Annotated in this window: 18 protein-coding genes and 1 pseudogene; 6 read left to right on the top strand and 13 right to left on the bottom strand. The window is 34.0% G+C overall.

Annotated features, from left to right (window positions below; genetic code table 11):
• Window positions 1-195: 195 nt before the first annotated feature.
• The 4 genes and pseudogenes from BMY85_RS13335 to BMY85_RS16210 all read left to right on the top strand — a co-directional run.
• Window positions 196-438 carry a transposase family protein gene (locus tag BMY85_RS13335; RefSeq protein WP_177180798.1) on the top strand — a complete coding sequence of 81 codons (243 nt, stop codon included), beginning with the start codon at window positions 196-198 and terminating at the stop codon, window positions 436-438.
• Window positions 410-598: a hypothetical protein gene (locus BMY85_RS13330; RefSeq protein WP_092478766.1), complete on the top strand. Its 189-nt coding sequence runs from the start codon at window positions 410-412 to the stop codon at window positions 596-598. Before BMY85_RS13335 ends, BMY85_RS13330 begins: the two co-directional genes overlap by 29 nt.
• Before the next feature lie 46 nt (window positions 599-644).
• Window positions 645-5,219: a sugar-binding protein gene (locus BMY85_RS13325; RefSeq protein ID WP_177180797.1), complete on the top strand. Its 4,575-nt coding sequence runs from the start codon at window positions 645-647 to the stop codon at window positions 5,217-5,219.
• Window positions 5,220-5,342: 123 nt separating this feature from the next.
• Window positions 5,343-5,756 (top strand): annotated as a pseudogene (locus BMY85_RS16210) (DUF2804 family protein); the annotation flags it as partial.
• A gap of 362 nt (window positions 5,757-6,118) precedes the next feature.
• Here the strand turns inward: BMY85_RS16210 and BMY85_RS13315 are convergent.
• The gene (locus BMY85_RS13315; protein WP_092478763.1) at window positions 6,119-6,649 is read right to left on the bottom strand and encodes an adenylate kinase; all 531 of its coding nucleotides are present in this window, start codon (window positions 6,647-6,649) and stop codon (window positions 6,119-6,121) included.
• A gap of 293 nt (window positions 6,650-6,942) precedes the next feature.
• Between BMY85_RS13315 and BMY85_RS13310 the strand changes: the two genes are divergently transcribed.
• Window positions 6,943-7,503: a DUF6548 family protein gene (locus tag BMY85_RS13310; protein ID WP_092478762.1), complete on the top strand. Its 561-nt coding sequence runs from the start codon at window positions 6,943-6,945 to the stop codon at window positions 7,501-7,503.
• Between the two features lie 709 nt (window positions 7,504-8,212).
• Here BMY85_RS13310 and BMY85_RS13305 read toward each other — a convergent pair.
• From BMY85_RS13305 to BMY85_RS13290, 4 genes are read right to left on the bottom strand one after another with little or no spacing between them, the layout of a single operon-like run.
• Window positions 8,213-9,550, bottom strand: coding sequence for a hypothetical protein (locus BMY85_RS13305; RefSeq protein ID WP_092478761.1), 1,338 nt, complete (start codon window positions 9,548-9,550; stop codon window positions 8,213-8,215).
• Between the two features lie 13 nt (window positions 9,551-9,563).
• Entirely contained in the window at window positions 9,564-10,535 is a 972-nt protein-coding gene (locus BMY85_RS13300; RefSeq protein ID WP_092478760.1) for an ATP-binding protein, read from the bottom strand.
• Between the two features lie 14 nt (window positions 10,536-10,549).
• On the bottom strand, window positions 10,550-12,484 hold the full coding sequence (locus BMY85_RS13295; protein ID WP_092478759.1) for a hypothetical protein: 1,935 nt from the start codon (window positions 12,482-12,484) through the stop codon (window positions 10,550-10,552).
• On the bottom strand, window positions 12,474-13,154 hold the full coding sequence (locus tag BMY85_RS13290) for a TnsA endonuclease N-terminal domain-containing protein (protein WP_092478758.1): 681 nt from the start codon (window positions 13,152-13,154) through the stop codon (window positions 12,474-12,476). Before BMY85_RS13290 ends, BMY85_RS13295 begins: the two co-directional genes overlap by 11 nt.
• A gap of 333 nt (window positions 13,155-13,487) precedes the next feature.
• On the opposite strand from BMY85_RS13290, the gene BMY85_RS13285 reads away from it, so the two are divergent.
• A complete protein-coding gene (locus BMY85_RS13285) occupies window positions 13,488-14,348 on the top strand; it encodes a hypothetical protein (protein ID WP_092478757.1) in 861 nt (286 codons plus the stop codon).
• A gap of 215 nt (window positions 14,349-14,563) precedes the next feature.
• On the opposite strand, the gene BMY85_RS13280 is transcribed toward BMY85_RS13285, so the two are convergent.
• From BMY85_RS13280 to BMY85_RS13250, 8 genes are all read right to left on the bottom strand, one after another.
• Window positions 14,564-15,904 carry a hypothetical protein gene (locus BMY85_RS13280; protein WP_092478756.1) on the bottom strand — a complete coding sequence of 447 codons (1,341 nt, stop codon included), beginning with the start codon at window positions 15,902-15,904 and terminating at the stop codon, window positions 14,564-14,566.
• 2 nt (window positions 15,905-15,906) lie between these two features.
• Entirely contained in the window at window positions 15,907-17,652 is a 1,746-nt protein-coding gene (locus BMY85_RS13275; protein ID WP_092478755.1) for a hypothetical protein, read from the bottom strand.
• Complete coding sequence (locus BMY85_RS13270; protein ID WP_092478754.1) at window positions 17,642-18,388, bottom strand: hypothetical protein; 747 nt, start codon at window positions 18,386-18,388, stop codon at window positions 17,642-17,644. The genes BMY85_RS13275 and BMY85_RS13270 overlap by 11 nt, the downstream gene beginning before the upstream one ends.
• Window positions 18,389-18,390: 2 nt before the next feature.
• Window positions 18,391-19,752, bottom strand: a complete 1,362-nt coding sequence (locus tag BMY85_RS13265) for an N-6 DNA methylase (RefSeq protein ID WP_092478753.1) — start codon at window positions 19,750-19,752, stop codon at window positions 18,391-18,393.
• 812 nt (window positions 19,753-20,564) lie between these two features.
• Window positions 20,565-21,290, bottom strand: coding sequence for a DUF6710 family protein (locus BMY85_RS13260; protein WP_092478752.1), 726 nt, complete (start codon window positions 21,288-21,290; stop codon window positions 20,565-20,567).
• Window positions 21,291-21,455: 165 nt separating this feature from the next.
• Window positions 21,456-21,605 carry a transposase domain-containing protein gene (locus tag BMY85_RS16380; RefSeq protein ID WP_143066394.1) on the bottom strand — a complete coding sequence of 50 codons (150 nt, stop codon included), beginning with the start codon at window positions 21,603-21,605 and terminating at the stop codon, window positions 21,456-21,458.
• A gap of 16 nt (window positions 21,606-21,621) precedes the next feature.
• The gene (locus BMY85_RS13255; RefSeq protein WP_092478751.1) at window positions 21,622-22,503 is read right to left on the bottom strand and encodes an IS66 family transposase; all 882 of its coding nucleotides are present in this window, start codon (window positions 22,501-22,503) and stop codon (window positions 21,622-21,624) included.
• A 292-nt stretch (window positions 22,504-22,795) separates the two neighbouring features.
• A partial coding sequence (locus tag BMY85_RS13250; RefSeq protein ID WP_143066391.1) for an integrase core domain-containing protein occupies window positions 22,796-23,081 on the bottom strand: 286 nt, incomplete at its 5' end.

Genomic DNA, 23,081 nt, shown 5'->3' with positions numbered 1-23,081 from the left:
ACCTCTTGATTAGGCAGCAGGAGTATTATCGTTCCGTGAAACTACTGCTTATGTGTAGTTAATTAGAATAAGCAAAGATTTTCTGATCACAGGAAGGTTCCTATAAATTATGTAAAAAATTATGTAAAAAGAGCAGACAATTCTGATATATTCGTATATAATAAACTTTATCAAGTCTAGATGGAGCGTGTGAAAATGATGATTGGAAAAACATTATTAGAATGCCTTGAAGGTGTGGAAGATCCAAGGGCAGATTATAATAGGAGACATAATTTTCTGGATATTATGGCAATTGCCATACTTTCCGTTATCAGTGGATCGGATACATGGGATGATATGGAGAACTGGGGACGTGCCAAAAAGGAATGGCTGGAAAGCTTTCTGAAACTGCCAAACGGCATACCGTCCCATGACACATTTAACCGTATTTTTCCATGATAAAGCCGGAACATTTCACTGCAGGCAAGAAAACCAGCCCCGTCTTTACGAAGATATTTCGCTGTACTTTAAAGAAGGAGTACTGCCAGCAGAAAAGAAAGCGATGGCGAAGAAAGGCTGTTATTCATTAAACAAAATAGGAGCAACAAAGATTTCATAATTCTCATGTTGAATTATGCATAATGAAGCAAAAGGAGAGGAATGCAATGAAAAAAGGAAAGAACAGGAGTTTCAGACGTATTATTTGCCTGGCAGTTGCACTTACGATGGTGTTAACATCTGTTCCAGGTTCATGGACTAAAGTTGCCGCAGCAAAAGCAACTAAGAGTGGTGCCGTAGCATCTACGGCTTCAAACTACCATAAGATGAGGGAAAATGCATCTACTAAACCTGCAACCAAGGTTGCGATTAATAATAAGATCTCATCCATGGCAATTGGTGAAAAATATGATTTAAATGAATCCTATTTACCAAGGAAATCCAAAGATTCTGTTAACTGGACATCAAACAATACGAAGGTGGCTACCGTAAATAAAAATGGTGTAGTTACTGCAAAAGCGAATGGAACAGTAAAGATTACTGCAAAAGCAGTAAATGGGAAAGGGAAAGATAGTGTAACGATAAAAGTATCAAATAGTGTAAAAGCTGCTACACAACAGGATATTAATCGTTTGTTAAAAGCGAAGAATGCCTCTACCATTACAATTGATACAAAGAAAAATGTTGTACTTAAAATTCCTGCTGGAGTGTATTCTTCAAAGAAATTAGTGGTAAATGCTAAAAATGCTACAATTGAAAATAAAGGTACGTTTGACAGCATAGTAATCCATTCCATCAAGTTACATACATGGAAAGAATTTGCACAGAATAATAAGATTCATGTTTGCTGTGATGCTTCTGTAATAATAGGAAAAAATGTAACCGCTGAAGTTATCATAGATCGTTCTGGAGTAAATGTTACTGTTGTACATAATGGTAAGGGTAATATCGAAGTAAACAAAAAATGTAATCTTTCAGTTCAAGGGACTAAAAAAGCGAGTGTAAAGGTTAATGCCAAAGCCGCAGATTCAAAAATAAAGACATCAATTCCTGTACAGATGGAATTATCAAAGAAAGTTACACTGGAATTTGCCAATAAAGAAGCTGCAAAATCAGAAATAAAAGCAAAGAATGAAAAAGCAATTCCAATAGTCATAGGCAAGTTTAAGATTATCGTTACGGTAGGTAATAAGAAATTTGAAGTTTCCATAAATGGGGCAGTTGTTATCTCAATAGGGGATGACAAGAAAGATAATTCAGATAGCTCTACCAACACAGAAGCAAGTGATACTGGTTATGATAAAAATGGCAGGATTATTGCGTTATTCGGTTCCCCTGCTATTGATGGTAACGTAGATGATATATGGGCAAATGCAAAATCTGTCCAATACCTGAATGTAATACCACAGGCCAAACAGACAACTGCGACGACTGCTACTATAAAGGTTATGTGGGATGATAATGCAATCTATTTCTTAGCACAGGTAAAAGATCCAAACGTATCAGATGATTCTATGCAGGTTTATGAAAAGGATAGTGTAGAATTTTTCTTAGATCAGGATAACCATAGAAATGGAACATATGAGGGTGATGATTCACAATTCAGAATCAATTTCAAGAATGAGTTATCTTGTGATCATGGTGATTTATCCAATCTTTACTCTGCAGCAAAAATAACCGAGGACGGATATTTAGTCGAAGGCCGTATTGCATTATCTGTAAAGCCAGAAAATAATGTAGTTATGGGTATGGAATCACAGATTAACTGTGCAACGGGAGCTTCTAGAGAAGCTTGCATCAGTATTTTTGACAAGACTGGTACTGCATATCAGGATACAAGCAAATTTGGTGAAGTTGTGTTTACTGGAAAGACGAAAGATTCTGTTACAAAACCAAACTTTTATGATTTAAAATCTGCTATATCAGAGGCTAAGAAAATTAATTTAGAACGGTATATAAACGGAGCTGCTGTACGGACAATGATAGAAGATTCAGAGAAAGCAATTGCAGATGTTACGACAACACAAGCAAAGTTTGACGAACTTCTTATGAAATTGAACAAAGCAACAGATGAATTAATACATAACGATAAGGTATTTGCGGATAAAGAATGTAGGGAAATACCTAAGAAATATAAAACATCCGCTTCACAAGATCAGCAAGGAACATTAGATTATGTAACTTACAGTGTGAAAGATTTTCAAACAGGAAATGACATTGACAAGTCTATGATGGTATACGTACCTTACGGATATAATAAAGAGGATAACACCAAGAAATATAATGTATTATATCTGGTACATGGTATGGCAGAAAACCAGTTTACACCACTGGGTTATCCAGGTGGTAAATCTGAACTTGCCAGAGTTGTTGATCATCTTATTGCAGAAGGCAAGATGGATCCAATGATCATTGTTAGTCCAACCTGGTACTTAAGTGATCAGAATAATTCTGGTGATAACTTAAATAGCTTAGTTAAGAATTTTAAAGAGGAATTAGTTAATACAATTATTCCTAAGATTGAAGGAACCTATCATACTTATGCAGAATCTACGAGTGCGGCAGATTTAAAGGCTGCCAGAGAACATAGAGCATTTGGTGGATTTTCTATGGGTGGTAACTGTACATGGTACAGATTTATTGATTCTTTGGATTACTTCAAATATTTTGTGCCAGTAAGTATGTGGACATGGGTATCTGCAGAGGAATGTAAGGAAGCTGGTGCAACGGGTGATACAGATAATGATATTATTGCAGATTATCTATCCAAGATTCCAGAAAAATATGGTTATGGATCAGATGATTTCTATATCTTTGGTGCAACAGGTACAGCAGATCTCGCATCGCCTGGAATGCCAAATCAAATTGAAGCAATGAAGAAAAAGACAGATACTTTCAAATACTGTGGCGATATCAGAAATGGTAATATGACGTTTATCCATTACCCAGGTGGAGCACATAACTGGACTTGTGTTGATCTTTACTTGTATAACATATTACCTGATTTATTTAAGACAGCACAAACCTTTAGAAGTGATGCTGGTTTAGATAAAGATCGTCAGATTGTTGCTGCCTTTGGTTCTCCATATCTAGATGGCAAGGAAGATGAGCTCTGGAGTAAAGCAGAGGCAGTAAAACCTCAATATGTTACAACTCCTGAGAATACGAAAGTAACCTTTAAGACTATGTGGGATGATAATGCATTATATATCTTAGCTAAAGTATATGATGAGAACATTTCAAAAGCTTCAACAAATCCTTACGAACAAGATTCTTTAGAAGTGTTTATGGATCAGAATAACGATAAAACAAAGGAATTTGGAGTAGATGACCTTCAGTTCCGTTGTAACTTTGCAAATGATACTACAGCTGATAAGGGTGATATTAGCAGATTATGTACTAAGACAAGCACTTTTGAGGGTGGATATATTATTGAAGAAAGAATTGAGTTTGATGGCTTAAAACCAGAGAATGGTACAAAGCTCGGAATTGAATTACAGATCAACGATGGTAAGGGTACTGGACGTGCTGGTACATTAAATGTATTTGATGGTACTGGTAATGCATGGCAGGATACATCGGTGTTTGGTACTGCCGTATTAACAGGTAAAAAAGAAGGGGATACCACACCTTATGGCCCTTACAGATTATTAAGCCTAATTGATAGTACAAAGAAGCTTCATGCTGATGAGTATAAAAACTGGGAGGACTTTAAAACAATTATAGAACAGTCACAAGCAGTTGCGGATAATCCTGAATCAACAGAAATGGAACTGGAAGCCCAGTGGACCAAATTAAATGATGCAATGAATGGATTAGAATATACAGAAGAAGCAAAGAGAATCAAACGTTATACCGTAATGCCATCCGAATATAAAGGGGCAGCAATTTCAAAAGGTACTATTGTGAATGATTCCTATGAAGTTGAGTTCAACGGAGAAGTAGTAACAAAACATTATAATGTATATCTTCCAGCTGGATATCATCAAGATGATAAAGAGCAAAAATACAATGTATTCTATCTGATGCACGGTGGTGGCGAAAATGAAAATACATTATTTGGAGGACCAGGGCAGGAACTTGAATTAAAGAGAATTATTGATATCATGATAGAAAAAGGTGATATTGAACCTATGATCGTCGTTACACCTACTTTCTATAATCATGTTGATGAGAAGGGCAATCGTACCGATGCTGATATTGATAATTTCTACAAGGAATTACAGAATATTATCATTCCTAAGGTAGAGTCTACATACAATACAGCCTATGGTGAGGCCGTAGACAATGAGGAAGAGAATAAAGCCAGAATGAACGATACTCGTGAACATAGAGCATTTGGCGGATTCTCGATGGGATCTGCATGTACTTGGTATACATTTATCAATTCCCTTGATTATATCAAATATTATGTTCCACTAAGTGGAGATTGTTGGGCAATATCTGGTTCAGCAGATAATACAAAAAGTGCTGAAACAGCTGAATATCTTGCCAATGTAGTTAAAGATAGTAACTATAATAATGTCAATGGTTTCAAATTACTCTGTGCTACAGGCAGCAATGATATTGCATATCCTAATATGAATCCTCAGATGCAGGAGATGAAGAAATTATCTGAGTTTGTATTTGATAAGGATACAACAATAGGTAATACTTACTTTATTGTTGCGGACGGTGGAACTCATGCTTGGAATTTTGTAAATCAATATTTATATAATATCTTACCAGATTTGTTTAAGTAGATTTTTGGGGAGCTAGTCTAAACTGGGTTGCGAATGGGTAAGGTTGTTTAATCTATTATAGGAGGACATAATAAATCCATTTCCAATGGGAAAATTAAATCTTCCACCAAGTTCTAAAAGCGGGGTACATTAGATTGGGGTAGAGGTGTATGGACTTACGACAACACTTGGTATTGGGGATCAGGCAATTGCGACCTAAATGGAAAAGCATTTGGCTTTAACCTTGGATATGGCTTCGGTAATACAAAGGCGGCAACAGAAAATATGCTGTTCTACGACGGGAAAGCACATAAATTAGACGATGTTACATGTTTTCTGATAGCTCCTGAAGAACGAGGAAAGGGAATTGCCCAGTTGATTTTGGAAAAAGTGTGTGAGGATGCAAAGGCAGAGGGATATACATATGTTGAGGCTTATCCATTTACAGATGTCAATTTTGGGTTTCAGTTTCATGGAACACGTAGAATGTATGAGAAGAGTGGATTTGTGGAGGTACAGGATCTCAAATTTATAAATGTTATGAATAAGAAATTGTAGTATATGTTTTTAAAAGAGTGATGGAATAGGATATGCAGAATAGAAGAAAAGCTGATGTTTGCAAAAGTTTGTAATCATCAGCTTTTCTCTGACTAATGATGCGAATCTAATGTCTCAGGTAATAATTTCCACTTAAAACTTAATCCCAATAATGCCACAGAAATATAATAAACAAAATTATTTAATGCCTTCAATCTATTATCTGCTCCTGAAATTGAAAAACATGCAAATAGAAGAATGATATCTGAGAGTATAAAAAGGATAGTAGCTGCGATTGTCATATATACAAAAGTGCTGTTTATATTATTTTAGCGTATAGATGTGAGGAGAAGAGTCCATTTTTCACGATACAGCTCCTTGACTTAACCTATGGAAGCAAGAACCTTGTCTATTGCATCCCAATAATTCTCCTCGATTAGTATGTAATCTACATGATGTGTTGCGCAACCATTCCGAAATCTTTGATTTTCTCTCTTAATCATGTCCAATGTACAATATGCATCATCTAAGCGGCTCTCAATACAAGAGGCATATTGCTGAATATCTGTAAAATGATTCTCGATATAGCGTTCACTCATACATAAGCAGATATACTGAATGTTCTCCAGATACTCATCCTCAAAATCATTTTCCCAGTTGAATGGAATATAGCATCCCTCTATGATAAGATTCTGCTTATTCTCAAACGCAGTCTTAACCATTTCCCTTGTAATAGGCCATAGATAATCTGTCATTTTCTCATCATCATCTGGTGTAAGCTCTGTATAGTGGCTTCGAATCAGTCCCATTTTGATATGATCCTGTGATACATAAGGATATTGAAACTTTTCCAGAAGTTTCTGGGCGATATTGGTTTTGCCTACATGGGTAGGTCCAGTTATCAGAATAATCATAATAGATTCACCTCGTTTACTGCTTATAGGAATCCATTCCCTACAAGCATAATTACTGTATGATTACATTATAGCAACCGAAACACGATTAGACAAGAATACAGCCTTGTAGTATAATAATTAGGGCAATAAGTAAAATAATGAAATTATAAAGAGACAGGAGAAGTAAGATGTTACCAGAAGGTATGGCATTATGGAAGATTACATAAAAGGATGGAAAGTAACAATGTCCAAAACCTTGGACTCCACCAACAGAAGGATAAGAGATACTGAATAAACGGAGGGGATACTTCATGGAAAACACAAATATAATTTTCTTCGAGGAATATAAGAAACTGGAGAATATATGTCGTCAGATGTATGATGGCAATTCAGGAGTGACCAGTTATATAGAAGATATGGAAGATACAGCAATATCTATTCATTTGAATATTAGAGGTTGGGATCATACTCTTGATTATCTAAAAAGGGTTAGACATATACGGAATCAACTGGCCCATGACGCAACATTTGATATAGAATTAAGTACGCAGGAAGACATTGACTGGGTTCGCGATTTTTATGATAAGATTTTACATACACGAGATCCGTTGGCTTTGCGTTATCAGATGGAGCAGCCGAGGAAAAATGAGGCTAAAAAAGTGCATGATAGTAGCACAAAGCAAACAAGTCAGAGTTCACAGACAATGCCTATAAATCGAACTGGACAAGGGGTAAATGAAGATAAATTTACTCGAATGGATAACCAGATTAGACATGGTTTAGAAAAAAATAAAATTGCAGGTTTGGCTATGACTATATTTATAGTTCTTATTGTGGTTATAGTTCTCGTCTTATTAGTTCTAGTGGTTTGAAATTAATCTATAGAAAAAGCACCATTGTGAGTATGTTGACAGAGAACGGTCGCTTCCTTTGTTTTTTGCTGTCTAAATAAAACATTTTTGAAACTTAGATTTATTTCATTATGAACAGAAGTGATACGGTCTAAATGTAACAGAAAAAAAGTAATTTTAATTTCCGAACAATTGCTTCATTCATTTCCTAAGATTTATTTCACAGGGCAGCAACCTTGTACATGCAGTATTTGTAGAATAGTACCTCTCTAGCTCTCTTCTACAAATTCCAGTTTATCGTAAAGAGTGTGATAAATTATATTTCAAACGTCTGATGTGATGTCGGCTGAACTGAATGTGGAAAAATATCGTAGGTGAAATTGGAAAAATGTTTGTTGTACATATTCTTATACCATATTTATCTATTTGATTCTAAATTTTCAAGTCTCCGTGTATCAGATCAACCAAAGAAATCTCCCCAGTATGTAAGTGAATTAAGAAAAAAAACGTATGCTCTGTAAGTAAATCTAGAAAAATACCGTATGTCTGTAGATAAATCTGCTAAGAAGCCGTATCAAATGTAGGTGAATCAGGAAAATTAACCGTATCGTTTTGTGAAACTGGAAAAAAGCCGAATAACTTCCACATATAAATCCAGATTCTTTTATAAAAAAAGACACCCTACATTTGAATTATTTCACAATGTAAGGCATCCCTTAATTCTATATTTCTATTTTTCAACAACCCAGATCTCGCCTGAGCCATCTTCTAAATTGAACAAAACCTGCGTTCTATCACGCAGCGCAATCCAATAGTTTTCAAATAAATCTCTCAGCAGCATATCTTTAATGTCTATATACCGTTCCTGAATATCCTCTAAATATAATTGATAAGACTTCCATAATTTAATCAAAATCACACGATAAACAACCCTATCATAAATAATATCTCTCCATTTACCCGGATAATCCCTATCCAGGATCCTTATACTTGCCAAGTCATTATAGCAAGCCTTTTCACCAATCATTGACGAATACATATGTGTATTGAAATACACTTCTTGGTAACTGTCTATAAAATCCATAATCTTAATTCCAAGATTCATTTTCACCCATACTAAGTATGCCGTGGATTCTGGTCCAATATCGGACACTTTATAACCTTTGGTCAATGCATGTTGTGCCATTCTATTTGGATGAATACGAAATACTTTTCTAATACGCCTCTTCATTTGTATCATTCCCTTAAAGTACAACTCATCCATTCCATACTTTAATGCACTTGCTTCTCTTCCATTGTCATCAAATGTGAACTTATAATGAGGTTTCATATCTATCTTTTCTATAACACATAAATCCTCTAATTGCTCTTTCATTCCTTTATTTAGCTGGTTCCAGTACATACTATCCTTGTCATGGGGTAATAACACCCAATAATTGCGAGATGGTTTCCTTAATGGTATATTCTCATTTTTTCTCGTTAATATAGGATTTTCCCACAAATTCATTGTATCCAGTGGATTTCCTTCAAATAACCGATGGCCACACTGACAACTGAATGGGGTGAGTCCTCTTTTGGACTGTATTGCATAGCTAATCTTCTCACCGCAACTAGGGCAGCTCTCTTGTAAATGCACACCCTTATGTATAAAGCAATGCTCAGTAAACTCTAATTGATGATATATACTGTGATAGCCATATTTCATACATTCAGGACAATACGAGAAAGTCTTCCGAAACCATTGCTCGTTAGAAAAAATAAAGCTATACGGAAAGCTTTTGGGAGTTAACGGGTACAGCAACTCCTTGACCCATTCCAGCAGTTCTCTGATAATATCAAACTGCAGTAAATCGCTTACTTTAATGAAATCAAGCTTAAACTTCGAGATTATCATATAATTATTGTAATAATAGTTTGTCATGCTTTTCTTGCACCCATTTACATTAAGCAAGTCAAACATAGAATCTCCATACAGAACATTTATGTAAGCGAATTTGCTTATCATGCCATACAGAGATTCATACGGCCAGATCCATTTACTGTCCCAAATATATCCTTTGTTGTTCATTATATATCACTCCTTATGACTTTTCGATCTGCAGGTTAGTTCTCTCCGCTTGCAAATATCCGGCATTTACTATGGATGCTTTCCACTCCTTTAAACCAGGTCTATCCAGACAAGCTTTATCCGCACCATAATCCTTCAGGCAAATATTTATCGCAAGAATGATATACTGCATAGGAATATCCAGCTTTCCAGTTAGATTTAATTCTTGATTAAATTTTTCAAAACAGTCAAATATCAATTCTGCATCGTTGGCTAAACGGTACCCGTTTCTATAAGCTTCAGGGAAGAAATAACGTGTATATGTCCATTCTGATCCCAATGGATATTTTAAAAGCGAATCATAGGAAACCAGACAAATCTGCAAGTCCTTTACTTCCCTAACACCGTGAAAATGATGTTCCTGCACCATAAAGCGTCCCACGAGCTGTTGTAACTTATGTTTAATAAATACCTGTTTTGCAACGAGTACTTCACTAGTTCCCACAAGCAGCGTTGTCATATGTATACCATTTATCATAAGACGGTTATAAATGTCCATGAGCCAGGAATACTCTTTCTCTTCCAGATAATTTGCCTCATCTATAAAAAGAATGATTTTTTTGCTATTTGCTTCCCTTGCAGAATTCAGAAGATAATTGATTAGTCGTTCTTTCTTTTCAAATGTTGTCCCTTTTGCAGCAAAAGCATTTCCGATATCATTTAAGAACTGTTCATAAAATCGTTTTTCATTTAGCTTATGAAATGTCATGTTTAGCTGAAATATTGGCAAATCCGGATTATATTCCTTGCGGAGCAACTTTGTAATGCAGGCAATCGCCTTAGTCTTTCCTAACCTTGGTTTTCCATAAATGATGCCTCCAGGGGACTGGTTATCAATCCACCTGCTGACATCGTTGAAAAGTGCAATAATTGCACCTGTATTGATTGAGTAGTCATTATCGTAAACCGGATGTTCACGTTTCCCTAAGACTGGTCGTATTTCCATACTACTTCCCCCTTCTATTCATATAATGAGCGAAACAAATCTGATTGAATCATATTGTCTAGACTCTGCTCAGATAACATATTATGAGTATTTCCATTATTCTTTGATTTAGACTCATTAATATTAATTACGGGTGTGTTTTCTTTTCTGTTTTTGGTACGTTCTATATTCAATGCAGCGAGTTTATTCCCTGCAGACTTGTGTTTTCGCGCTTCACTGTTTAAATAATCATGGTAAATAGTTATCGGATCCTCCAATGGCCCAATGAGAACATTATTCTTACGAATGTATTGGCTGATAGCTCTCCTTTGCGCGAGTGAGTGTTTGGTGTAAGCCCATTTTCCCGCAACATATAAAGTACCGATTTCACTTCCATCATTACGAAAAGCTGTCACCGTTCTTAAATCATCAGGATTAATTAAGAGACTGACAGTTTCTCCGTATAAATCATAGGAACTTGAAAGTTCGTCGCTTCGATACTCAGCACCTTCAAATTGAACATATGGTCGTCTTCCAGTCTCTATACTACCTCGTACTGTTCTGGCAACTGTATATGACAGTAATGTGAAATTCTCCTGCTTTTCAGGTTCAAGATACGCAGGTACCATTCCCCGCTCTACTCTCTGTCTCAATACTTCGAGTGGCGAAAAGTTATTCAGTGAAGAATGCGGTGTTACGTTATACTGTGCAATCAGTACCTCTGTCAATTCCAAAATGTGTTGAAAACTGATACAGTAATTTGTTGCTTCGCTCTCACACTTCTCTCTTCTTGGATCACTGATTCCAGTTCCAGTAGTAGAAACAATCCGGTGAAATCCTCTTGTTTCAAGACTCTGAAAGAAACGCTCAATAATACCCCTTCGTTCAGGTGTTGATACAGGACCAAAGTTCATTACCGCATTCAAATATTCCGAAATTTGTTTAACGCTATCCCTTGCATGATGAGACATCGCATTGTCCAGTTCAATTGAATCAAATACAGCCCATGATAATTCTGCCATAGCCATAGAGTGATAGCCTTCTCCCTCTGGATAATGCAGACCAGGTATTTCAAAATTCATCTTTTCATGTGGAACAACTGCATTCCGAATGCAGCTTAATATATCAAAACGGTTGTATTCCTCATTTACAGTCAGGTGATATCCTAGAATAGTTCTGGTTGCAACATCAATAAGGGTAAGCAGCCAGATACGTTTGATTGGCACCATCTGTATTTCACCATCTTGGTTTTCTACTTGCACTGTTAGAATACAATCAATTTTGTGACCATCGATCTGCACCCTGCTAAATGGTCGCTGCGCTGGATAGTTAACAGGTATTCCAAGACCAGTTGATGAATACTTTTGCCTGGCATCTTTATTCCGCCTTGAAATCGAGTAATTCGACATTTCCTGTTCTAGTTCATTCATATAGATATAAAGCGCCCGTTCTCCCATATTTTTTGTATTAAATGGATACTCATATTCCCTTATACCTAGCTCCTTACATTTCCAAAGAAATTTCTCAAAAATGATCTTCCTTGTTATGTTCTTTTCTAACACAGTTTTATCTTTCTTTAGAAATAAGTTATCTACATACTCTTTCAATTCAGGATAATCGTGTAATAATTTAGTCATTGCTCCTGCAAAGGTTTTAGCCAAATCCGTTACCGTTTTTGTTCGTTTATACTGATCCAGATGCTTATATGGCAATAACCCACTGTATCCATACGGCGACCCATACTCATCCTTCTTTCTGCATTTTTCAATCCATTTGATTGGCGAAGATGCACTGCAATTAATGCTATTAGAAATCACGCTTAGGGAATACCCATCAATATACATATCAACTGCCTGCTTGCGCTGTATATAAACAATATGCACCTCTTTAGTAAGACAATCAGTATTGACAGTTTTCCAGTGTTTTCTCTCTTCTTCTAACTGAAACAGATCATATTTCTTACTTGCCAAGAAGACTCACCTCCGTATCGGGTGAATAAAATGTATCATTTAGATTCATCGTAATTAAACCGTCATAGTATGCAAATGCCATTATAGAAAGCAATTCATTAACGCTTATCGTTGTACCAAACTTTTGGCTTAGGCTGGCTATCGGGCATGAATGTGTTGACACGACACTCTGAATGTTCTGGTAAAATGTATTCGCTAATGCATGACTATACCGTTTGATTCTAGAACTTAAATGCAGGAGGTTTTCAATAAAAAAGGTACCTGCCTCAATCTCTTTTTCTGTCCGGACAACATAAGGCATGTTACATAACTTACACCATTTCTCTTGAAACTGTATCTGCTCTTGGCTACGAATAGAATACTTATCCGTCCCAGTTAGATACGTACTGTATTTAATTTCCTGGAACTCTTCTCTTCCGTCGGTATAGCAAACCCACATATCAAAAATAGTTCGTTTCCTCTTACCATTATCAAGCATTTCGGCTTCGTATGGCTGTTCACAGAAGGTTTTGACTTCTGGATTCATTTCAAGGGTAAGCCAGTTCTTATATTCCAGGTTGCTGTAGAGCTTAATGGTTCGACAGAGTTTGTAACTGTACGCTACAAAATAGTCGCTGCCGTATTTGCTGCCACGGGGCATATCTATAGGTGTATATAGTTGTTTCGTCAATGTATTTCTCCTTTCCTACATTGACTGGATACTAAAAAAGGCGTCAATTAATAAACTTGACGCACTTTTTTTCTTGATTTTGAACTTTTATTATGATATACTAGTTCAAAAGGATGTTTGAAGTGCATCCAGTCGTGATTGATAGTATTGATAAAGCTCGTGGTTGTGTGATTATCAATACTATTTTTTTAGTTATTTTGTTGTATTCTCTTATCTCTTTTCATTAATTTTGATATTGTTGCGATAGTCACAAACAATATTTATTTATCAGCATAAATTAATTAAAATAATAAAGTCAAGGGGGAAATTTATTTTTCAGGTAGGAGGTTTATAATGTGTAAATTATATAGAATTATTAGTTTTCCGGGATTTGTTAATCTGATTGAGAAGAAACAAGAACGTTATGTGAATCCAGTAAAATGGGAAGATACTTATGAAGGATATTTGCTTAGGTTAATTGAAAATGCTAATACATCAAAAGAAGTAATTGACTTTCTTTACAACACTGTGTCAGAAAAAGATATTGATGTCACAACAAGCAATTTCACAAAATTATACGGTGCAAGATGGTTATGCTATGGTCAATCTTGGAGTATGACATCTGAAAGTGACGCACTCTGGAGAATATACTCTTATGATAAAATGAGTGTAAGAATTGAATCATCATGCAAGCAAATCGAAGATTTAATTAATTCCTCTGGATATTCAAAAGAATTTGAACTCGAAATTAGGGATGTTAAATATGATCTTGATGGTAATAATTTGCTGGAGCAACAATGTCAGTTTATAAAAGACAGTAAATTGACAATAGAACCGTTCCTTCATAAAAGAAAAGCATTTGAACATGAAAATGAGAAAAGAGTAATTTTATTAGATAAAAAACTGGAAATAATTAATTGGTGCTCTTCATCTATATTTTTTCAAGAACTAAAAGATAATCTTAAAATTGATGATTTAAACGATGAAGAAGTACTGGATTTTTTGTATAAGCATTTTTTGAAATGTCAGTATCCTTTTGGTGATGAACAACTGGCGACCGAACAGTTTGTTTCTATACCTGACCTATCATCATATATTACAAGTGTTATGGTGCATCCACAAGCCGAACCCTGGATTGTATCATTAGTACAAACTATCTGCGAGCATAATAATCTTAATTTTTTAGGAAAATCCAAATTATACGACCATATATAATATATAACAAGTGTAAAAATTCTAAGAATCAGAATATTTTACACTTGCATTCTTTCTAATGTTCAAGTAAATTCTAGTATCTATTATCATTCTACCTTATTTCTGGTTCAAGTTCCAAAGGAACTAATTCTTTGTATCTGCTTTGGATATCTGCATATAAATTAGATTATATTTAGGGTTAAATACTGTTAGTGCTACATAAAATGGAATTTTTATTACCATTGTTCAAATATGTCACTAATAATAAATTTAAGCTTGCTCTCAAAATCTTCTCTAGATTTAATGGCAATAGCATAGTAAGGAGCATCATCAACTTGTTCACTTTCTTGACACTGTAATAAGTCCAGTTTATATTCTATGCTACTATTATTTATTGTTTTGTCAAATACTACATCATTGTTATTGAAACCAATATGTATATATGCATCAATTGCATTAAAACCAGCTTTAAATATTCGATTTTTTATCTTATCATTTGTCTTCTTTATTTCACTATGTGAAATTGTTTTTTTACATTCAATAGCAATAGTCCTATATTTTTTATCATTACTGACACCCAACAGTATATCTATTTCACGTCTTTGACCTGTTTCAGGATCTTCAAAGAAATTAAATTCTCTGTTTGTTAAAATATGTTCAATCTTAAAATGCTTTGTGTTTATTTTCTTTAAAAGGGAACTGCAAAAATCCTCAAACCAATGCAATTGATAATATTGCATTAAATAAGGTTTCATAGTATAAACAACTTTTTGTCTATTCTCATCATTTAAAATCTCATCATATAAACAAATCACTGAGCGAGAAGTCTCCTTTGTTGGTATCTCTGTTTTCCAGTAGGCAGAAAAATATTTTGTAAATTGATTTATTTGCCTTAACTTTGTGCGGTGATTGTTAATGATTACTTCCTTATCGAAAAAGCTATCGTGAAGAAAACCATTATTATCTATTTCTCTGAAGGCTTGTAAAAAAAAGTTTGAGTATTCATGTTCTAATGTTTTCTCAAGAAATTGACTATGGAAATCTGTTCGTGAAAAATTTGTATCCTTCAATAGACATTTTTCAAATTGCATCCACTTTATATTTTCTTTATACTCTATTTCTATCTCGTTATTTTCACAATACTTGTTTACAAGTGACCAAAAATCGAAAAGACCTTGAAAGGAAAAAGCCTTAATTGAAAAACATGTATACTCTTCTTGAATGGAATAACCAACAAAAATAATATTATCTTCTATATTATCATTTTGCAAATTAATGATGTCAATATAGTTTGTTCTTAGGTCGTGAAATAAACATGTCTCACGAAATGGATTGTCAGACTCATATTTTTTTATCAATTCTGTTAACTCCACAGGCGATTCCAACAGGAAACATATATTTTCATGCAATTCGTCGATCCATAGATGTATGTCTAATTCAGAATCAAAATGATTTAAAATTCTCATATGAAATAGTGGAACAGGCGGTTGTTTAGTTTCTGCTTCATAGAAATAAAAATTATTAATACTAAAGATACTTTTATCTTTATAACAATTCGTATACTGTATTTTTTTCATTTTTAATTCCTCACATCAAAAAAAGATAAACATTGTAAAACATCGGTCTCTTTAAAATCTTTACTGTACAATTTATTAAGATTGTTAGGTACCTCATCGATATTATATAAAATAACAAGTTCCTGCGAAAACTCATTCTTCGGTAAGTCTTCTTTGTTAATATCTTGTATATATGGATACATAATTACTACCTTATTTGCTCCATATCTTCTATTTTCAATAGCAGCTTCATTGACACATTTAGAGAAATCTGCATTACTTGGATTTTTTGTAACACAAATTTTATATAAAGTACTCTCTTGTGTGTTATTAGTAAAAATATAACCCTGCTTAATGTGCTTTTCCTTTAATGTATCAGCACTTTGAGCAATAAGATCTAGCATGATATTACACAAAATAGTTTTTCTTGTCTTTGATGAAGCTGTTTTCCATTGTGCACCCATTAAAGAAGAATTACTGCTAGATTCCTTTTTGTCCACATGATTGCCGCCATATGAAAACTGTTCTTCGGTTTTGCTATACGAATTTTCTAAATAATCACTACTATTAAGCGACATCTGTTCGTATTCAGATGAGCTACTTTCACTAGTAATGATTCTTTGGCTAAAATTATTAGACTCATTCTTAATAGAATCATTTTGTCGATATTCATCCAATACCTTTACTATTTCGGAAATATAGCTTCTGTAGTTAGAATTAGTTCCGACTTTACTTGAATTGCATACCTTCTCTAATATGGTTTGATAGAACTTACTATAATCGATTTCATAATACTTCTCATATCTTATTTTTATCATATCTAATAAGTTTACTACTTCCTGTTCAGAAGATATATCTTCTATCTGATAAGTAATATTTCTTTTACGAGAAACAAAAGCAGGGTCTATCTTGCCCTCTGGTTCGGTGTTGTCTGATGCAACACTCTCTGCAAACAAAAAGAAGAAATTACTATACTTAATTAATTCATCTGTCAATGCTTTCAAATTTGAATAAAACAATGCACGAGCTCTTGAATTACTCCAAGTATGAATATGCTCATATTCATCAAATAAAATAATAATATAGGAATTTGTTTTAACCAAATACTTCGAAAACAGTGCTAGTTCTTCAAAATAAAAATTTGAAGTCAATGTAGATTTCTTGATTTTAAAGTTTCCTAAATATTCGTCTAAATATGTACCTTTTAATATGGATATAGCTTGTATACACTTCGATGTATCTTTTTCAGAAGCAATCTCATATATAAGAGATGCTAAATCTATGTTGATGCTATATTTTTCAATTAAATCCTGAATTATTTGATCTCTATTTTGTGATATATTATGGCCTCCTAATTCGTTTATTAAACTTTCTGAACAATTTTTAATGAACTTTTGACTAATACCTTCTAGTATTTTTTGATGCAAATCAATTTTTACTTGTGGCATTGAAACGTTTTTTACAGTAACATTTTCATACTGATTAAAAAATGAACTTATACGTCTGAAAAAATGAGATTTTCCATTTCCATAGTTGCTTTTAAGGAAAACCATTTCCATTCCCTTCGAGTTTTCGTTATCAAAAAATGCTTTAAATTTATCAATAAGAACTTTCTTTAAATTATCTTGGTTTACTAAAAATGATGGTGATTCGGGAGGGGTTCCAATTGAAAAATGTTTCAACTCTATTCCTATTTCTTTCCTATTAAGTAAATTAAAATTATTCTCAAATAACTTTTCACAATCATTAGGCTTTATTTTATTTATCATTTTCGTCATCCTCCAATAAACTTCCTTTTAGTTTTATATGAGTGTACAAATCATTATTAATTTTATATATTTTATTGGATGTAGCCCAGTCTGGCATCATAAGTAATTCTATCTTGTATTTCAGTTTTTTATTTTCGACAATGCAATTAATGACCTGAACTATATCATTATTCTTCATTTCGCTCTGAATGACTTCAAGCGGAATAACCGCTCCAAGAGCATTTGCTTTAGCTAAGTAGCATTCCTGCAACAATTTAGCTAAATAGTTATGTCCATTCTGAAAATTCTGTAACATATCCGCAAACTGAAACAGTAATACTACTGGTCTAATCCATCTGTTGAAATTACTTCGCTTTTCCAATGGGTACCGTTCACATAAAATATTAACTACTCTCTTCACATCATAGCAATCAATTTTAAGTAGAATTTGATTTACTTCATCAATTATCGGGTCTTCATTTTGTTGTATGGTATAACGAAGTACCTCTTTAAGATTATCTTTCTTTCTTAATAGATTTGGCTCATAACTCAGTTGTATAGTATTGTTTTTGTTCAATTTAATGAAGCCAATTCTTATCAGATTTCCTCTATAATGATTTTGAACGTTATTTCTTCCCTTAGCAGTTGCTATTATTGAATCTACATCGTGTATTGTCATACCATTTTCTAAATGAAGCAGTATATTCATATATTCGTCTTCACTAGTTGGCAAATGTGCAAATGACGACCATGGCATAACTAATTACTCCTTTCCAAAAATTCTTCTAATTCTTGCACTAACCCTTTTAATAATATGATTTTATTCTCTGTGTGATATCCTGCTTTAGACAGGATATCTATGTACTTTAAACGAAACATAAGTTGTTCACTATAATCAGGAATAATTACTTTTATATTATATATATCAGTAATAGTTAAGTATTTGCTGCAAGACCCCCTTGATACCCCCTTTATCTGAGTTTGTCCGTATTTAGAAGATAAATAAAGAGTTAAGTAATATGGGTCAATTCCCTCTACTCGTAACTTAAATATACAATCACTAATAATTAGCTTTGGATATTTTCTATATACAATTGCAACTTTTCCAATACAAGCACTTCCGACTCTGCCTATTAATATGTCATTAATATCGGTAACTGCTGTTTTAAAGTAATCATTTTTTGCATTTACATGAGTTACTGAACTATTAGAAATTACTAGCTGTTTTAATTCAGTTGTATGAACAAAACGTGTTCCCCTCTCTACAATAAGCTCTTTCTTTTTTGTCAAAGATTTTCCACGTTTACATTCTCTAATAAAACTTGATAACTCAACAATTCTATAACACAATTTATTCTCGTATGAACTAAAAAAACTCATAGAATGGTGATATTCCAAATCTAATCTTAGAGGTTTTATTGAATTGTATTTTATTTTATGCTGTTTTATCTCATTAAAATTTTCATCAATATATGACAACTCGATTTCATTCTGAATTTTGTTATCATTACACATTTTCTTCTGCATTAACAATAGGCACGTTTCTGCATCAATCTGGTCAAAACATTTATCAAATATCTTCGAAACCTTTAAGAATGTTACTTTTTTAAGTATTTCAATACGAAATTCAGCATATGATTCTAGAGATAAAAAACCATATGGAAGGATAATACATATATAGCCCCCTGGTCGTATAATATCAATATATTTAAGAAAAAAAACCATTTCAACCGGTAAAGAAAATTTATTTCTATCTCCCACGAAACATACAGACTGTTTACGATAGTTAAATGGAGGATTTGCTAAGGCTAAGTCAAATTTGTTATTACAAACAACTTTATGATATTTCCCCCAATTATCAAGCTTATCACTTAGACTATCACAGCAATAGGTATTTATATAAGGACTTCTATTATGTATCTTTTTTATCAAATCCGAGTCAATGTCTACTCCAAAATATGTAGCATTATTCCAACGTTTTTTGGCTTCCTCTAACAGCCCACATTCTCCCATGGATAGATCAATTATGTTAGAAACTGCATTAGATGGTATAATATTAACCATGTAATTCGCTAACTTATTTGGTGTAAAATATTGTTTATAGATACTTTTTTTGTTCATTCACTTATTCTCCTTAGATAAGTTCAGTTGTGCGAATCTTAAAATATTTATATAAATAAAGACATACGAATATGTATATATTAATTACTTTTCATTCTTTCCACCCTATAATTTCCCAATAGCAAGATATTTAAAACCCTCACATTATTTAATTATACCAGTATTAAGTGAATTATTCTAGATTATAAGTCCAGAAAATATGATTGTCTCAGTATATCTTCCATTTGTATTAAGTGAATTATTCTAGATTATAAGTGTGAAAACATATATTTATTTATTATCGCAAAAGAGGAATGATGATAAGAACATAACAAAAACCGTATCACAATTTCTTGTAGAGTAAGCTATTGAAACTGCCGAAGCTATTCAGAAATTTTATAAGACGAGCTGGGTGAAACATTTTCTAATTATATAGAAACAGAAATAGGGACCATTATGGATATGTAAAATCACAGTATTCTGACTGATGACTATCTACCCCAGACAGCTGATGAACAGAAAGCCCTTACAGCGCTGAGAAGGTTACTGAAATGCAGGCTTCAAAGTGTCCCCAATATGTAAAATGCTAGATTAGTACCCGATATACTATTTTCACTATATTAATACCTCATAAACGTTCACAATGTGATTAACTCATCAAATTTAACAGAACGCTCAACTTATCAAAAGTTGAATAGTAAAAGAAACGCATATTCAAGCAATACAATACTCATGAAAGAACAATGCCTATCAACATTTAAGGCAACATAGATTGCACTATTACGTATCGCAGAAGGTTGTTTTTGCAGACTTTTCGTCATATACATGGTATTTTATATGGATTTTCTTTTCTGATTTATCATGTCCTGTTGCTCTTGGGTTAAAAAGGAAATATTTTGTTCGTTCAGCATTCTTCCAATTTCAAACAAAACTCCTAATTCAGAATACTGTGCCTTTTTTAACTTTGTACCATCTCTATCAATATAATATTGTCCATTAAATTTTATTCCTTCTTTGTACATATCAGTCAGATCGGCAACTTCTGTCGGAAAAATTGTTCCTTCCCTTTTTAAAATTCCCGTTAAAATAGAATGATTCCCATTGTGCATAATTACAATGTTAAGTGGTAATATTAGATATGAAAAATGATTCATTAAATCATAAGCAAAAGGGTTATTTGCATCACTGCCAATATTAGTTATACAGCTTGTAAACCTATTCTCATTCCACGCAAGTGGGATAACTAGATTGTTAGTCAATGAAATTGGGAATAGCGTTCTTTCATCCTTTGAGATGGATACTACTTTATCTGTGCCAAAACCAGGTTTTAAAAAAATACCGATATCTTCAAATAGGCTTGTCGGTGTTGTTTCAATTCTTTCTCCTTTTATCAGTTTCATAAATTCTTGCTGCACTACTGAATAGCCAATGGAATTGATAAAAGACTGAATTGGAACTTTGTTAGATGGCTCCCGCATTATTTCTTTTGCTAATAATTTAATATTATCGAAATCATTCTTTCTCATCATATCTCGTTTGATTTTTTTTAAAGAAAACAATATTGCTCACCCCTTATATATTTATAAAATAACTTTTCTATTCCTTGATTATTATACCAATAAGTATCATAAGATTGTAAGTAAAACTTATAAAAATTGCACATTCTTTGTAACCGTCAACTCAACCCCGCATTTTCAAAAGCCTTCATCCCCAGTATAATAAACTCACTGGCTGGATGAAGGCTCTTGATTTTTACAGCATTCTGGTATCTTCTCTGACCACGGCAACAGGTCTTCGGTCTGCAAGTCCTTTGTCAGCTGTATCTGTTCAAATACATACTCCAGATAAGGCAATGGCTTCAGATTGTTTGCGATGGCAGTCTAAATTATGCTATAGATTAACGAGGATGCCGATGCCCCATTCGTAGAATTCATCCAGTATCTTTTGGCTTTCCTTCTGCCTCAGCTGAAGACGTTTATCATCAGTAAGTTCAAGTTTGTCTGCTCTGGTTTCTATGGCAAACAGCTTCTGTATATAGGTTTCACCTGTTTTCGCGGCTTCATTTGCTTTTGAAACCTTCCATGCATCATGGAACTTTCGCTTCGCATGGACCAGACAGCCGCACAGTGTGACGTTCTGCAGCTTCTTATACCCGACATAACCGTCACAATGCAGGTATGTGCCGTTCCATTTCTCCAAAAATGTCTTGGCGTAATCACCGCTTCGCCCCTCCTGATAGTCATACAGGATCACGGGATGCTCCGCACAGACAGAGGTCCGGTATACCCACATGAAGGATTTGCTGGTGCTGGTTTTTCCTGGTTCGTGGAGTACTTTCAGTGTAGTCTCATCTGCATGGAGCAGATCATTTTCCAGCAGTTCCTTTTTCATTTCCGTTAAAGCAGAACCACAGATTTCACAGACTCTCTCTGCTTCTGGAAGCTTATAATATATGGTTTCCACTGGCAATGCATCAAGCTTTGCACCTCGCTTGGTTTTCTGTTTGGTGTGGGCAGGAACCAGTATCTTTTCGTCTGGCTCTGCTGCTATCGGCTGTCTCAATATTTCAGCCTCATTAAAAAAGTCAAAAAGAGTCATCTGGTTTTCATCTGCTTTCTCAGAGGAAACACCAAACTTCTCCTTTTGACGTAGTTTCAGCTGCTCGATATACCATTCGTTCTGTTTTTTTAAGGATGCAATCTCATCCGCTTGTTTCTTTAGCTGGGATTTTAAAGCTTCAATCTCTGCCTCTTTCTGTTGTAATACATTCACTTTAAAATCCCCTTTCCGTACTCAAATATGTGTATATTTTACCATTTTCTGAGTGGGAAATCCGGTGGAATTATTTATTTTTCCAAACTTCGCAGCGTTTGATTTTCTGGCGGATTCCCGGGGCATGAATAAGATTCGCAAAGTCTTCCATTGTGAAATGCATGGCTGCCTCATCCTCTGCAGGCTCCGGCCAGTCGATGCTGCCTTTCTCAAAACGCTTGAAGTGTATGGTACTATGTCAAGAAAAAGTACAAGTTAAATACGAACAAACTTCTTACTTCTTTAGCAATTTTCAGCTTATCTTACTAATTTTCTTCCTTTGATCATTCCAGTACATTTTTTCATATTCATTTGGAGAGTGATAGGCACAATGGCTATGTACCCTTACTGTGTTATAAAAGGTGTCTATGTATTCAAATACAAGTCTATATGCATGATTAAAATCGCATATTCTGAAACGATTTAACCATTCTCTTTTTAACACTGCGTGAAAAGATTCTATGCAGGCATTGTCCCATGGAAATGCCTTTTTGGAGTAACTGCATAACATTCCCCTGGTTGCTTCTATGTACGCACTG

Source organism: [Clostridium] polysaccharolyticum, assembly GCF_900111595.1.
In the GTDB taxonomy this organism is placed as follows: Bacteria; Bacillota; Clostridia; order Lachnospirales; family Lachnospiraceae; genus Clostridium_AI; species Clostridium_AI polysaccharolyticum.
The sequence above is the reverse complement of the archived record's forward strand: the minus strand, read 5'-3'. Positions and strand labels throughout refer to the sequence as shown.